The organism is Mycobacterium sp. NGS26, from assembly GCF_059813025.1.
In genome coordinates this window covers 694,577-708,449 of sequence record NZ_JCALDU010000003.1, presented here as the reverse complement: position 1 = coordinate 708,449, position 13,873 = coordinate 694,577, and the positions used below count along the sequence as shown (strand labels likewise).

The window sequence follows — 13,873 nt, the reverse complement described above, 5'->3', positions numbered from 1 at the left end:
TCGGCACGCCGGCCGCGGTGGCGGCGACCAGTAGCGGCGTCGTCGGCGCGAAGCCGGGGCTCGTGACGACCAGGGCAAAGCCCGCGACCTCCCGGGCGGCCGCCGCCGTGGTCATCGTCGCGACCCCGCCGTCGGCGTACCCGCGCAACGTTTCGGGGTCGTCGTCGCACAGGGTCGCCCGAACCCCCAACCGCCCCAGGGTGGCCAGCACCGCCCTGCCGGTGACACCGCCGCCGGCCACCAGCACTTGCGCCCCGGGCGCCAACGGGCCCAGCCCGGACACGTCAGGCACCGACCGCGGCCAGCCACTCGCCGTAGAACAGGGCCACGCCCAGGCCGCAGGTGATCGCGGTGAGCAGCCAGAAGCGGATGATCACCGTGGTTTCCGCCCACCCGCTGAGCTCGAAGTGGTGGTGGAACGGCGCCATCCGGAACACCCGGCGCCCGGTGGTGCGGAACGCCAGGATCTGCAGCACCACCGAGGTGACCTCGGCGACGAACAGCGACCCCAGCACGACCGCGAGGATCTCGGTGCGGCTGGTGACCGACAGGCCCGCGATGATGCCGCCCAGCGCCAGCGACCCGGTGTCACCCATGAAGATCTTGGCCGGCGCCGCGTTCCACCACAGAAAGCCGATGCAGGCGCCCGCCGTCGCGGCCGCGACGAGCGCCAGGTCCAGCGGGTCGCGCACGTTGTAGCAGCCCAGGCCGGGCGCGGTGGCGCACGCGTTGCGGTACTGCCAGAAGGTGATCAGCACGTAGGCCCCGGTGACCATCGCCATGGTTCCGGCGGCCAGCCCGTCCAGGCCGTCGGTGAAGTTGACCGCGTTCGACCAGGCGCTGACGATGACCACGCAGAACAGCACGAACAGTCCGGGAGCCAGTGTGACGGTGGCGATTTCGCGGACGTAGGACAGGTCGGCGCTGGCCGGGGTCAGGCCGTTGGCGTTGCGGAACTGCAGCACCAGCGCGCCGAACAACACTGCCGCGGTGACCTGCCCGACCGCCTTGGTCGTCTTGTTCAGCCCGAGGTTGCGCGACCGGCGAATCTTGATCAGGTCGTCGACCAACCCGACGCCGCCCAGCACGGTGGCCAGGCCCAGCACCAGCAGCCCCGACGCGGTGACGCCCTCGCCGTCGAACGCCAGCCCGGCGAGGTGCGTGCCCAGATACCCCGCCCAGATGCCGGCCAGGATCGCCACCCCGCCCATCGACGGCGTGCCGCGTTTGGTGTGGTGGCTGGGCGGGCCGTCCTCGCGGGTGTGGTGGCCGAACCCCTGCTTGGTGAACAGCCGAATCAGCGCCGGCGTCAACAGGATTGACACGGCAACCGCGACGGCGACGGCGATGAGGATCTGCCTCACGGGCCGACCTCGCCGGCGGGGTCGTCTGCGGCCAGCGCCTCGGCCAGCACACCAAGCCCGGCCGCGTTCGACGCCTTGACCAGAACCACGTCGCCGGGTCGCACCTCGGCCCGCAACAACGCCAGGGCGGCGTCGGCGTCGGCCACGTTCACGGCCCCTCGATCGGCTCCCGGGTCGGTTTCCGAGCCCCACGAGCCCTCCATGACCGCCCCGTGGTGCATGGCGCTCATCGACCTCCCCACTCCCACCACAACGAGTCGAGAGACATCTAAGCGCACCGCCAGCCGGCCGATGCGGTCGTGCTCGGTTATCGCGTCCTCGCCGAGCTCGGCCATTTCGCCCAGCACCGCCCAGCTGCGGCGGGGCTTGCGGTTGTCGCCGCCGCGGGCGATCCAGGCCAGCGCCTGCAACCCGGCCCGCATCGAGTCGGGGTTGGCGTTGTAGGCGTCGTCGATCACGGTCACCCCGTCGGGGCGGGTGGTCACCTGCATCCGGTGCCGCGACACCGGCCCGGCGTCGGCGAGCGCGGCGGCCACCTGCTCGACGCCGGCGCCGCATTGCAGCGCGACCGCGCCAGCGCACAACGCGTTGGTGACCTGATGGTCGCCGTACACGCCGAGGTGCACCTCGGCTTCAGCAGCGCCTCGCGGGTCCATCGCGTGCAGGGTAAAACGCGGCCTGGCCAATTCGTCCAGCGACACGTTTTCGGCCCACACGTCGCTGGGCCCCGATTCGGTGTGGGAGGCCCGGCTCACCCGAACCACCCAGGCGTCGGTGACGTGGGCCATCGCGGCCACGGCGGGGTCGTCGACGTTGAGCACGACGACGCCCGATTCCGGAACGGCTTGCGGCAGTTCGGCTTTGGTGCGCGCGATGGCCTCCCGCGAACCGAACTCGCCCAGGTGCGCGGTGCCGACGTTGAGCACCACCCCGATCGCGGGCGGGGCGATCCGGGCCAGCTCGGCGATGTTGCCGGGGTGGCGCGCCGACATCTCCAGAACCAGGAAGTCGGTGTCCCGCGTCGCGCGCAACACCGTCCAGGGATGACCCAGCTCGTTGTTGAACGACCCCGGCGGGGCCACCACCTCGCCCAGCGGCCGCAGCACGGCGGCCACCAGGTCCTTGGTGGAGGTCTTTCCCGACGAGCCGGTGATCCCGATGATGGTCAGCCCGCCCGCCACCAGCTCGGCGGCCACCGCCGTGGCCAGCCTGGCCAGCGCGGCCAGGACCGCGGCGCCCGACCCGTCGGCGTCGTGTTCGAGCACCCCCGCCCGCGAGTCGGTCTCGCCGACCGGGGGCACCACGATGGCGGGCACCCCGACCGGCCGGGCGGCCAGCACCGCGACCGCCCCGGCCGCGACCGCCGCGCCGGCGTGGTCGTGCCCGTCCGAGCGCGCCCCGGGCAGCGCCAGGAACAGCCCGCCGGGACCGATGGCGCGCGAGTCGAATTCGACGGTTCCGGTGACGCGGAGTTGTGCGGCGGCCTCCGGCGACACGTCGGCCAGTGTGCCGCCGACGATCTCGGCGATGCGGGCAACGGTCAGGTCGATCATCGCCGGGCCTCCAGGGCCTCCAGCGCCCGGGCCAGCTCCACCCGGTCGTCGAACGGGCGGGTCCGGTCGCCGGCGCGCTGCCCGGTTTCGTGGCCCTTGCCGGCGATCACGACGACGTCGCCGGGGCCTGCCCAGGCGACCGCGTGCTCGATGGCCGCCCGCCGGTCGCCGACCTCGACCACCTGCGCGGCGCCGCGGGCGGCTCCGTCCAGGATCTCGCGCCGGATGGCCGCGGGGTCCTCGCCGCGCGGGTTGTCGTCGGTGACGACGACCAAGTCGGCCAGCTCGGCGGCGATCTCGCCCATCGGCCCGCGCTTGCCCGGGTCGCGCTCGCCGCCGGCGCCGAACACCACCGCCAGCCGATGTCCCGGGCGCGCCAGGGCGGTCAGCACCGCCCGCAACGCGCCGGGTTTGTGGGCGTAGTCGACCAGCGCCAGGAAATCCTGGCCGCGGTCGATCTCCTCCAGCCGCCCGGGAACCCGGGTTTCCAGGAGCCCGGACGCCGCCCGCTCCGGGGGGACGCCCGCCGCGTCCAGGATCGCCAGTGCGACAAGGCAATTGGCGACGTTGTAGTCGCCCGGTAGCCGGATGCCGATGCGGTGGTGCGCGCCGGCGGGGTCGACGGCGGTGAACTCCTGTCCCCCGGCCCCCACCGGCGCCGCGTCCACCGCGCGCCAGTCGGCGGGTTGGCCGGTGGCGCTGACGGTGATCGCGTCACCGGCCCGGGCGGCCATCGCGCGCCCGGCGTCGTCGTCGATGCACACGATCGCGGTGCGGGCGCGCAGCGGCGAGCCCGGGTCGAACAGCGACGCCTTGGCCTCGAAGTAGTCGGCCATGGTGGGGTGAAAGTCGAGGTGGTCGCGGGACAGGTTGGTGAAGGCGCCGATCGCGAACCCGGTGCCGTCCACCCGGCCCAGCGTCAGCGCGTGGCTGGACACCTCCATGACCACGGTGTCGACGCCGCGTTCGGCCATCGCGGCCAGCATCGCCTGCAGCGCGGGGGCCTCGGGCGTGGTCAGCGCGCTGGGGATGTCGGCGCCGTCGATCCGAATGCCGACGGTTCCGATCAGCCCGGGGGTGCGGCCGCCGGCCCGCAGGCCGGACTCGACCAGGTACGTCGTGGTGGTCTTGCCCGACGTTCCGGTGATGCCGACGATCGTCATCTTCTCCGACGGGTTTCCGTACACCGCGGCGGCCAGGCCACCGAGCACCGTGCGGGGCGCGGGGTGCACCAGGGTCGGCACGGCGCCGGCGTGGGCGGCCATCTCGGCGACCCCGGCGGCGTCGGTGAGCACCGCGACGGCGCCGCGTGCGATCGCGTCGCCGGCGAACCGGGCGCCGTGGGTGGTCGAGCCGGGCAGCGCGGCGAACAGGTCGCCTGGCCGGACGTCCTGGGCCCGCAGCGTCACGCCGGTGACCGGCACGTCGGGTACCGCCTCGGTACCGTCGGCCGGCGCCGCGCCGATCCGGGCCGCCAGCGCCGGCAGCCGCGCGCCCGCGGTGTCGGCGGGACGCAACGCGGTGGGCTCCACGTGTGTCACCTCCCTCCGGCGCCGCCTGATCCCCATGATCAGCCATGACACCCTACCGAGGCGCACCCGGTGGGCGTCGCGTCCGAGGGGCTCGCCTTTTAGGTGGCCTGCAGCGTCAGCGGCGGGCCCGGGTCGGGCGACAGCGGGACGTTCTCGCGCTGCATCAGCCAGCCGGCGATGTTGTGGAACAGCGGGGCCGCCGAGTGGCCGGGTGTGCCGTCGGCGTTGCGCTCCGGGTTGTCCATCATGATGCCGATGACGTAGCGCGGGTTGTCGGCGGTGGCCATCCCGGCGAAGGTGATCCAGTAGACGTCGTCGAAGTAGCAACCGCAGCCGGGGTTGATCTGCTGGGCGGTGCCCGTCTTGCCGGCGATCTGGTAGCCGGGCACCCCGGCCGCCGGCCCGGTCCCCTGCTGGTAACCCATCGGGTCGCGCTGCACGACGGCGCGCAGCATGCCCCGCACGGTCTGCGCCGTCTGCGGCGACACCACCCGGATCCCCTCCGGGCGGGGCTCCTCGGTGCGGGTGCCGTCGGGCGCGATGGTGGCCTTGATGATCCGCGGCGGTACCCGCACCCCGTCGTTGGCGATGGTCTGGTACATGTCGGCCATCTGCAGCAGGGTCATCGAAAGACCTTGGCCGATGGGCAGGTTCGAGAACGTGCTGCCCGACCACTGGTCGATGGGCGGCACCAGCCCGGCGCTCTCACCGGGCAGCCCGACGCCGGTGCGCTGTCCCAGCCCGAACTTGCGGACCATGTCGTAGAAGCGTTCCGGGCCGACGCGCTGCGCCAGCATCAGGGTGCCGACGTTCGACGACTTCCCGAATATGCCGGTGGTGGTGTAGGGCATCACGCCGTGCTCCCAGGCGTCGTGCACGGTGACCCCGCCCATCTGGATCGAGCCGGGCACGTGCAGCACCTCGTCGGGGTTGGTGAGGCCGTATTCGATGACCGACGACGCGGTGATCACCTTGTTCACCGAGCCCGGCTCGAACGGCGAGGACACCACCAGGTTGCCCAGCTGCTTGTCGCCCTGGCGCCCGATGTCCTGCGACGGGTCGAAGGTGTTGTCGTTGGCCATCGCCAGCACGTCGCCGTTCTTGGCGTCCAGGACGACCGCCGAAACGTTGTGCGCGCCAGACACATTCTTGGCCTGCTGCACCTGCTGCTGCACGTAGAACTGGATGTCGTCGTCGATGGTGAGCTGGACGGTCGAGCCGTTGACCGCCCGGTGCCGGTTGCGGTAACTGCCGGGGATGACGACGCCGTCCGAGCCGCGGTCGTAGGTGACCGAGCCGTCGGTGCCGGACAGCACGGAGTCCAGGGAGTCCTCCAGCCCCAGCAGGCCGTGGCCGTCCCAGTCGATGCCGCCGACGATGTTGGCGGCCAGCGATCCGCCCGGGTACTGGCGCAGGTCCTGCCGCTCGGAGCCGACCTCGGGATACTTGTCGGAGATCGCGCTGGCGACGGCGGGGTCGACGGCGCGCGCCAGGTAGACGAAGTTGTCGTTGCTCTGCAATTTTTTCAGCACGGTCTGAAAGTCGGGCTTGTTGTTCAGCCGGGCCGCGACCTCGGTGGCGATGTCGCGCAGCCGCTGCTGCGGATCGGGGGCGGCGGAGTTCTTCCTCTTGGCTTCCTCCAACTGCTGGTGAATTCGCTTGGGCTGAAACGTCAGCGCGCGGGACTCGATGGTGAACGCCAGCCGTTCGTTGTTGCGGTCGACGATGCTGCCGCGGACCGCCTTCTCGACGTCGGTGACCTTGAGCTGACCGGCGGCCTGGGCCCGCAGCTTCGGGGCATTCGTCACCTGCAGGACGAACAGCTGCGCCGCCGCCACCACCATCAGCACCAGGATGACGACGTTGCCGGCGCGATGCCGGAACACGAACGACGCACCGCGGGTGCCCACCTCGACCAGCTGGCGGGTGCGCCGCTCCCGCGCGGACCGGCCCGCCGCATCGGGCGCCGCGCGGGATTTCGTGGCCGCCTTGGCCTTCCGCGCCTTCGGGGTCTTTTCCGGCTTGCGGGCCCGCTGGGGGCGCCCGACATGCTTGGCGTCCTGCGCCGCGCCTCGCCCCCGGGTCGGGCGCGCCGGCCGGCGCGTGCGCCGGGAGTCGCCGCGGCTCACCTGGGCGCACCCGGCGTCGTCGCGGCGGGAGCAACCGGTTGCAGCGGGACCGGCACCTCGGCCGGCAGCGGGGCGGGCGCGCTCGTCGGAACGGGCAACCCGCCCAACGGGATTGACACCTCGGGGGGCACCGGGGCGGTCGCCGGAGCCGCGGGGGCCGGCAGGCCCGGCAGGGGCAGCACGCCGGGGAGCTGCCCGGTGGCCGGCCCGCCGGGCATGCCCGGCAGCGGCGGGGCGGCCTGCGGCAGGTGCTGGCCGCCCAGCGTCGTCGAGCCGTCCGGCGCGCGCAGCAACGCCTCCGGGCCCGACCTCGCCGGCGCGGGAGGCACACCGGGACTAGCGGGGGCCGGCTGCACCCGGATCGGGACCTCGGGGGGAAGCGCCGCCGGCTTCGGGGGTGGCGGCGGGCCCGGTTCGGGAAGCTTGGTGTTCAGCGGCGGCGGCGGAACGCCGTCGGCCGGCTTGGGCGTGCCCACGACCACCCAGTTGCCGGCCGGATCCTGGACCAGATGGGCTGTGTCCCGCGTCGGGATCATGCCCTGCTTGCGGGCCGCCTCGGCCAGCGCCGGCGCCGACTCCGCCTCGCGCACATCGCGTTCCAGCGACTCCTTCTGCTGCTGCAGCAGCCGGTTGCGCTCCCGGGCGTGGCTCAACTGGTAGGAGCGCTCCGCGGAATCGGTGGACAACCACAGCGTCAGGCCAAGCCCGAGGCCGATGGCGCCGATCACCAGGACGACGAACGGAACCTTGCTCGCCAGCGTCCGGGGCCGCAGGTCGATCGACGCCAGCCGGTTGGCCAACCGCTCCGTCAGCCGCGGCCGGACGACCTTGGGCGCCTTGGCTTTCCGGGCCTTGGCGCGCGCCTTGGCCTGGCTTGTGCTCTTCGGCCGGGCCGACCGCTCGACGGGCCGGGCGATCGGGCCGGTCTGCGGGCCGGACCTGGGTGCCCGGGCTTCGCGGGCGGGCGCGGCGCCCCTCGCCGGTCGGGGCCGACGCGGCGGCGCCGCATCGGCGGTGGCGCGCCGGACCTTCCGGGCGGCACCGTCACGCCGGTCAGGGCGGTCACCGACAGCGCGGCGTTTTTGCGTGTCGCGCTTTGCCTTCATGCGTGGCCCTTCCCGGTTGTCTGCGCTTCGGCGTTGTGCTGCACCCGTTGCACGGCCCGTAATCGCACCGCGGCGCTGCGCGGGTTGCGCTCGATCTCGGCGGCGTCCGCGCGTTCGGCGCCGTGCGTCAACAACCGGAATCGTGGCCCGTGGCCCGGTAATTCGACCGGCAGGTCCACCGGGGTGCGCGAGGCGACCGCGTCGGCGAACGCCCGCTTGACGATGCGGTCCTCCAGCGATTGGTAGGCCAGCACCACGAGCCGGCCCGCGACGGCGAGCGCGTCCAGGGCGGCGGGAATGGCGCCGCGCAGCGAGTCCAGCTCCTCGTTGACCGCGATCCGCAGCGCCTGGAACGTGCGCTTGGCCGGGTGCCCGCCGGTGCGCCGGGCCGGAGCCGGAATCGCTTGATAGATCAGGGCAACCAGCTCCGACGTCGAGGTCAACGGGGCGTGCGCGCGCCGCCGGACGATGTGCGCCGCGATGCGGCGCGCGAACCGCTCCTCGCCGTAGCGGCGCAGGATGTCGGCCAGCGCGGTCTCGTCGTAGGTGTTGAGGATGTCGGCCGCGGTGAGCGAGGAGCCCGGGTCCATCCGCATGTCCAGCGGCGCGTCCTGGGCATAGGCGAAGCCTCGCTGCGCGTGGTCAACCTGCATCGACGAGACGCCGAGATCGAACAGCACGCCGTCGACCGATTCCGTTGGGGCATAACCGGATTCGGCCAGCGCCGCGGTGAGCCCGTCAAACCGGGTGTGCACCAGCGTGACCCGGTCGTCGAATCGCCGCAGCCGGTCCCGGGCGATGTCCAGGGCGCTGGGATCGCGGTCGAGCCCGATCAGCCGCAGCCCCGGCAACTCGGTGAGGAACCGCTCCGCGTGCCCGCCCGCGCCGAGGGTGGCGTCGACGAGCAGCGCCCCCGATCCGTCCGGGTGGTGGCGGGTGAGCGCGGGGGTCAGCAGCTCGACGCAGCGCTCTGCCAGGACGGGCACGTGCCCGAAGTCTCGCGGATCGTCAAGCACCGCAACACCTCCCCTGGTCGGGCGCGACGCCCAGGCACCGGGGTCCCTGTCCGAACGTACGAACCTGGCGTTGGGGAAGTACGCCAGGGTCGGTTCGGGCAGAGGCCACGATGCACGGGCATGCGCCTCAGATGATGTCGCCGAGTGCTTCATCGCTGGCCGCGGAGAAGTTCTCTTCGTGGGTTTGCTGGTAGTCGTGCCAGGCCTGCGCGTCCCAGATCTCGAGGTAGTCGACCGCGCCGATCACCACACAGTCCTTGGAGAGGTTGGCGTAGCGGCGGTGGTCGGACGACAAGGTGATGCGCCCCTGGGCGTCGGGATGCTGCTCGTCGGTGCCGGCGGCCAGGTTGCGTAGGAACGCCCGGGCTTCCGGGTTGCTCTTCGGGGCCTTGCTCGCCCGTCGGGCCAGTTGCTCGAATTCCGTCCGCGGGTACACGGCCAGGCTGTGATCTTGGCTCTTGGTGACCATCAACCCCCCTGCCAGCGCGTCGCGGAACTTGGCGGGCAGCGTCAGCCGCCCCTTGTCGTCGAGCTTGGGCGTGTAGGTGCCGAGAAACACCAGCTCACCTCCCGGCCAGACCCGGCTCTCGCCTCACCCAAACGCTTCAGCCACCATACCCCACAATCCCCCACTTCGCCCCATTCACGCGGTGTCGTCGGAGAATTTTCCGGGCTTTCCGCCACCTAGGTCGGTGCGACGGCCGCGAGACCCCGCCGCGGCACCGGATTGTCGCGCCGGAAAACCGCATTTCACGCGGGAGAAGTTGGTGGGTGGGGCGCAGTGGGGGCCAAAACCGGCCGGGAGGGGCGCGGCGGGCGACGGTTTGGCCTCGATTGGGGCTCGAATCGGGCTCGAGCGCGAAAGCGGGGTAGCCGTCGGCTACCCCGCTGTGTCAGGCGCTGCGTATCAGATGATTGGGGCTACTCGTCGAAACGGCGACGGAACCGGTCCTCCATGCGGCTGGTGAACGAGCCCCCGCCGCCCTTGCTGCGACGCTGGCGCGCCGATCCCGGCAGCGACCCCGAATGGCCCGACCGGGCGGACAACCGCGGACCGGTGATGGCGAACACCACCCCGCCGAACATCACGACGAAGCCAAAGACACTGAGAATCGGGAAGTTCCCGATCATCGTGGCCTTGAACGCCACGCCGGAAACCAGCATGGCCAGACCGATGACGAACAGCGCCGCGCCCTGCAACCGCCGTCGCGCGGTCGGCGCCCGGAAGCCCACGCCACGCACGCTCGAAGCGAACTTGGGGTCCTCGGCATAGAGAGCGCTCTCGATCTGATCGAGCATCCGCTGCTCATGATCGGAGAGTGGCATTCGTCCCTCCTTGCCGACCGCTTGGCACGTAACTATCGATATCACGCGGATGCCCGTTTTGGGGGCAACTAACTCAGATGATACGAGGTCAATCTGCGGCGTACCACTGGTTCGGCAGCGATTCTATCCCTGGTGCATCGTCGCGATCATCCCGGCAATGACCCGACGATGACCCGACTGGGACCCGACGATCATGTCGGCCGCAACGGCGGTGCGCTACAACCCCGTTGCGGAGGCGACCGCTCGAGCAACGCCGCGCGTCGGGTCCGATAATGGCGATAGGTCGCACGGCCGGGCTACTGCATGAGGCTGAGGAGGACTCCGCGAGTTGGCGATATTCCTCATCGATCTGCCGCCGCACGATATGGAGCGCCGCCTCGGTGACGCCCTCGGGGTCTACGTCGACGCGATGCGCTACCCGAGAGGCACCGAGAACCAGCGCGCCGCGATGTGGCTGGAGCACATCCGGCGCCAGGGCTGGCAGGGCGCCGCCGTCGTGGAGGCCGACGCGCCGTCCGGCCCGGAGCCGCCGTCGGCGGCCGAGCTGAGCGACGCGCCGCTGCTCGGCGTCGCCTACGGCTACCCCGGCGCGCCCGGTCAGTGGTGGCAGCAGCAGGTCGTGCTGGGCCTGCAGCGCGGCGGCCTGCCGCATCAGGAGATCACCCGGCTGATGACCAGCTACTTCGAGCTGACCGAATTACACATTCATCCCCGCGCGCAGGGCCGCGGCCTCGGCGAGGCGCTGGCCCGCCGGCTGCTCGCCGGCCGCGCGGAACGCAACGTCCTGCTCTCCACGCCGGAGACCAACGGTGAGCCCAACCGCGCTTGGCGGTTGTACCGGCGGCTGGGATTCGCCGACATCATCCGCGGCTACCACTTCGCCGGCGATCCGCGGGCATTCGCGATCCTGGGCCGCGCGCTGCCCCTGTAGCGACCGGATCTGGCACGATGACCTGGTGCCCGCCCGCCCGTCAGCGCCGAAAGCCCGAGGATTCACCGCTCGGCGGCGCCGCCTGCTGGTCATCGCGATGCTGCTGCTGCTCGTCCCGCTGGCCACCGGATGCCTGCGGGTCAGGGCGTCGCTGACCATCTCGCCCGACGACCTGGTGTCCGGCGAGGTCATCGCGGCCGCCAAGCCGAAGAGCCCCAAGGACCCCGGCCCCCAGCTCGGCGGCGATCTGCCGTTCGGCCAGAAGGTGGCGGTGTCGAACTACGACAGCGACGGCTACGTCGGGTCGCAGGCGGTGTTCTCCGATCTGACGTTTGCCGAGGTGCCGCAGCTGGTGCACATGAACCCCGACGCGCAGGGCGTGAACCTGTCGCTGCGCAGAAGCGGCAGCGTGGTGATCATGGAGGGCCGGGCGGATCTGACGTCGGTGACCGACAGCGACGCCGACGTCGAATTGACCGTCGCCTTCCCCGGGGTGGTGACCTCGACCAACGGCGACCGCGTCGAGCCCGACGTCGTGTCGTGGAAGCTCAAGCCGGGCGTGGTGAGCACGATGAACGCCCAGGCCCGCTACACCGATCCCAACACGCGTTCGTTCACCGGCGCGGGCGTCTGGCTGGGCATCGCGTCCTTCGCGGCCGCCGCCGTGGTCGGCGTGCTGGCCTGGGTCGGCCGGGACCGCTCCGAGCGGTTCACCGCGCCCCGCGACCAACCACCCGGCTAGGGCGCGTCGGGCGACCAATAGGCCAGCATCTCCGCGAACGTCGCGAACGCCGGGCCCGACACCCCGTAGGTCGCCTCGAGGTGGATGCTGAGCGGAAATCCGAGGTCGCCGACGCCGTCGATCACCCGCTTGTACAGATCGACCATCAGCTGGCGCTTCTGCGCGGGCTCGCTGGCGGCCAGCCGTTTGACGAACGCCTGCTCGTCGGCCACCGCGGCATTGCCCGGATCCTGAATCAGCCAATTGATCAGGCCGACGCGGCTTTCCGCCTTGGGCACAAAGCCGAACGACAGCAGGATCTCCGGCCGGTGGTCGGTGTTCTCGGCGAACTCGGTCAAGAAGCCGACGATCGCGTCGGAGTACAGCAACTGCGTCATTCCGTACGTCGCACCCCGGTCGCACTTGAAGTTGAACCGGCCCTGTTCGCCCTCGCGGGTGGGGATCAGGATCACCCCGCGATTGGGGATCAGGTCGCGGTAGATCGATAGCGCGTCGGTCGGCGCGACGCCGGAGCCCTCGCCGTCGTTCATCGTGCGCGGCACGCCGACGAACACCACGCCCTGCATGCCCGCGTCGGACAGCAGGGTGAGCCGCTTGCGCAGGGACTGTTCGTCGGAGAACGCGGTCACCTGGGTGCACAGGCCGTTGAACCCCGGCAACTCCGGCTTGATCAGCGACCAGAAGTCCAGCACGTCCAGCTTCGGCTTCATCGCGACCGGACGGTCGTCCTCCTCGGCGATCATCCCCGGGATCATCACGTGCCGGATCCGGCCCTCGAGACCGGACTCCGCCGAGTACCGCACAACTTTTCGCGCATCGTCGAGTGCCCGGTCCCGACCGTCCTCGACGTTCGGCGGCACCAGCTCGAGCGCGATCGTGCTGAGGGTCACGCGGCTCCTTCCCTCGGTCGGGTGCCCACGCCCAGGCACCCCGCCAGCATAGGGGCGAGAAGGTGAGCCACTCGAAGCAACTCGTGCCCATCGGGGACCGACGATGTCGGGATCGGGCCCGCGCCCCGCGCCGAATACACTGGTCGGGCCCATAGACCAGCATCACCACGCCGAGCAGAAGGGGGCGCCGCGCTGAGCCCAAATGCCCCAGCGGCAGCGGCAACCGCCGAGTTGACCGGCGCCGTCACCGACCGGCTTCGGCGGTACCTGCACGACCGGCGCACCGAGACCGCCTACATCGGCGCGGAATACGGCGCCCTGGTCGCCGCCCTGGAAGACTTCGTCCTGCGCGGCGGCAAGCGGATTCGGCCTGCGTTCGCCTACTGGGGCTGGCGCGCGGTGGCGACCGCGGAGCCCGATCCCGAAGTGCTGCTGCTGTTTTCGGCGCTGGAGCTGCTGCACGCCTGCGCGCTGGTGCACGACGACGTGATCGACGGCTCCTCCACCCGGCGCGGCCGCCCGACGGTTCACGTCCACTTCGCCGCACTGCACCGCGACCAGGCCTGGCGCGGCTCGCCCGACCGGTTCGGGATGTCGGCGGCCATCCTGCTCGGCGACCTGGCGCTGGCCTGGGCCGACGACATCGTCCTCGAGGCGGGCATACCCCCCGACGCCCGGTCGCGGGTGCGGCGCGTGTGGGCCGAGATCCGAGCCGAGGTGCTGGGCGGGCAATACCTCGACATCGCCGCCGAAGCCGGCGCCGCCGAGTCCATCGCGCCGGCGATGAACGTCGCCACCTTCAAGACCGCCTGCTACACCGTGACCCGGCCGCTGCAGCTCGGCGTGGCCGCCGCCGCCGACCGGCCCGATGTGCAAGCCGTTTTCGACCGGTTCGGGACCGACCTCGGCGTGGCGTTCCAGCTGCGCGACGACGTGCTGGGCGTGTTCGGGGATCCCGCGGTCACCGGCAAGCCGTCCGGCGACGACCTGAGGTCGGGCAAGCGCACGGTGCTGCTGGCCGAGGCGGTGGAGTTGGCGGACAAGTCGGATCCGTTGGCGGCCAACGTGTTACGCAGCTCGATCGGCGAACGGCTGACCGACGCGCAGGTGGGCGAGCTGCGCGGCATCATCGAGTCGGTGGGCGCGCTGGCCGCGGCCGAGCAACGCATCGCCGAGCTCACCCGGCGGGCGCTGGCCACCCTGGCGGCCGCGCCGATCAGCGACGCGGCCAAGGCGGGGCTGTCCGATCTGGCCAAGATGGCCACCAACCGGGCCGCCTGAACC

12 protein-coding genes and 1 pseudogene are annotated in these 13,873 nt (G+C 71.7%); 3 read left to right on the top strand and 10 right to left on the bottom strand.

The genetic code is table 11. The annotated features are described in order from the left end of the window. From murD to AC5Y6X_RS14360, 9 genes and pseudogenes are all read right to left on the bottom strand, one after another. Positions 1-283: pseudogene (gene murD, locus AC5Y6X_RS14400) on the bottom strand (UDP-N-acetylmuramoyl-L-alanine--D-glutamate ligase); the annotation flags it as partial. Position 284: 1 nt separating this feature from the next. After that, positions 285-1,364, bottom strand: coding sequence for a phospho-N-acetylmuramoyl-pentapeptide-transferase (gene mraY / locus AC5Y6X_RS14395; protein ID WP_499987028.1), 1,080 nt, complete (start codon positions 1,362-1,364; stop codon positions 285-287). Further along, a complete protein-coding gene (locus AC5Y6X_RS14390) occupies positions 1,361-2,917 on the bottom strand; it encodes a UDP-N-acetylmuramoyl-tripeptide--D-alanyl-D-alanine ligase (RefSeq protein WP_499987027.1) in 1,557 nt (518 codons plus the stop codon). Before AC5Y6X_RS14390 ends, mraY begins: the two co-directional genes overlap by 4 nt. Continuing rightward, positions 2,914-4,500 carry a UDP-N-acetylmuramoyl-L-alanyl-D-glutamate--2,6-diaminopimelate ligase gene (locus tag AC5Y6X_RS14385; protein WP_499987026.1) on the bottom strand — a complete coding sequence of 529 codons (1,587 nt, stop codon included), beginning with the start codon at positions 4,498-4,500 and terminating at the stop codon, positions 2,914-2,916. The genes AC5Y6X_RS14390 and AC5Y6X_RS14385 overlap by 4 nt, the downstream gene beginning before the upstream one ends. Before the next feature lie 47 nt (positions 4,501-4,547). After that, positions 4,548-6,578: a peptidoglycan D,D-transpeptidase FtsI family protein gene (locus AC5Y6X_RS14380; protein ID WP_499987025.1), complete on the bottom strand. Its 2,031-nt coding sequence runs from the start codon at positions 6,576-6,578 to the stop codon at positions 4,548-4,550. Beyond that, complete coding sequence (ftsL, locus tag AC5Y6X_RS14375; protein ID WP_499987024.1) at positions 6,575-7,684, bottom strand: cell division protein FtsL; 1,110 nt, start codon at positions 7,682-7,684, stop codon at positions 6,575-6,577. Before ftsL ends, AC5Y6X_RS14380 begins: the two co-directional genes overlap by 4 nt. Beyond that, the gene (gene rsmH / locus AC5Y6X_RS14370; RefSeq protein WP_499987023.1) at positions 7,681-8,853 is read right to left on the bottom strand and encodes a 16S rRNA (cytosine(1402)-N(4))-methyltransferase RsmH; all 1,173 of its coding nucleotides are present in this window, start codon (positions 8,851-8,853) and stop codon (positions 7,681-7,683) included. Before rsmH ends, ftsL begins: the two co-directional genes overlap by 4 nt. Next, positions 8,828-9,259 (bottom strand): division/cell wall cluster transcriptional repressor MraZ, encoded by a 432-nt coding sequence (mraZ, locus tag AC5Y6X_RS14365; protein WP_324678738.1) that lies wholly within the window; start codon positions 9,257-9,259, stop codon positions 8,828-8,830. Before mraZ ends, rsmH begins: the two co-directional genes overlap by 26 nt. 362 nt (positions 9,260-9,621) lie before the next feature. Continuing rightward, positions 9,622-10,026 carry an SCO2097 family morphological protein gene (locus AC5Y6X_RS14360; RefSeq protein WP_324678740.1) on the bottom strand — a complete coding sequence of 135 codons (405 nt, stop codon included), beginning with the start codon at positions 10,024-10,026 and terminating at the stop codon, positions 9,622-9,624. 328 nt (positions 10,027-10,354) lie between these two features. On the opposite strand from AC5Y6X_RS14360, the gene AC5Y6X_RS14355 reads away from it, so the two are divergent. Continuing rightward, positions 10,355-10,957 carry a GNAT family N-acetyltransferase gene (locus tag AC5Y6X_RS14355; protein WP_499987022.1) on the top strand — a complete coding sequence of 201 codons (603 nt, stop codon included), beginning with the start codon at positions 10,355-10,357 and terminating at the stop codon, positions 10,955-10,957. 97 nt (positions 10,958-11,054) lie between these two features. Next, complete coding sequence (gene lppM, locus AC5Y6X_RS14350) at positions 11,055-11,699, top strand: lipoprotein LppM (RefSeq protein ID WP_324679202.1); 645 nt, start codon at positions 11,055-11,057, stop codon at positions 11,697-11,699. Here the strand turns inward: lppM and AC5Y6X_RS14345 are convergent. Continuing rightward, positions 11,696-12,589 (bottom strand): mycobacterial-type methylenetetrahydrofolate reductase, encoded by an 894-nt coding sequence (locus AC5Y6X_RS14345; RefSeq protein ID WP_499987021.1) that lies wholly within the window; start codon positions 12,587-12,589, stop codon positions 11,696-11,698. The genes lppM and AC5Y6X_RS14345 overlap by 4 nt on opposite strands. Positions 12,590-12,820: 231 nt before the next feature. On the opposite strand from AC5Y6X_RS14345, the gene idsA2 reads away from it, so the two are divergent. Beyond that, positions 12,821-13,870 carry a bifunctional (2E,6E)-farnesyl/geranyl diphosphate synthase gene (gene idsA2, locus AC5Y6X_RS14340; protein WP_499987020.1) on the top strand — a complete coding sequence of 350 codons (1,050 nt, stop codon included), beginning with the start codon at positions 12,821-12,823 and terminating at the stop codon, positions 13,868-13,870. Positions 13,871-13,873 lie beyond the last annotated feature (3 nt).

Bases quoted from the DNA above. Each gene is read 5' to 3' on its own strand.
- AC5Y6X_RS14390 (WP_499987027.1), bottom strand. From the start codon at position 2,917: ATGATCGACCTGACCGTTGCCCGCATCGCCGAGATCGTCGGCGGCACA.
- ftsL (WP_499987024.1), bottom strand. From the start codon at position 7,684: ATGAAGGCAAAGCGCGACACGCAAAAACGCCGCGCTGTCGGTGACCGC.
- rsmH (WP_499987023.1), bottom strand. From the start codon at position 8,853: ATGAAGCACTCGGCGACATCATCTGAGGCGCATGCCCGTGCATCGTGG.
- AC5Y6X_RS14360 (WP_324678740.1), bottom strand. From the start codon at position 10,026: ATGCCACTCTCCGATCATGAGCAGCGGATGCTCGATCAGATCGAGAGC.
- lppM (WP_324679202.1), top strand. From the start codon at position 11,055: ATGCTGCTGCTGCTCGTCCCGCTGGCCACCGGATGCCTGCGGGTCAGG.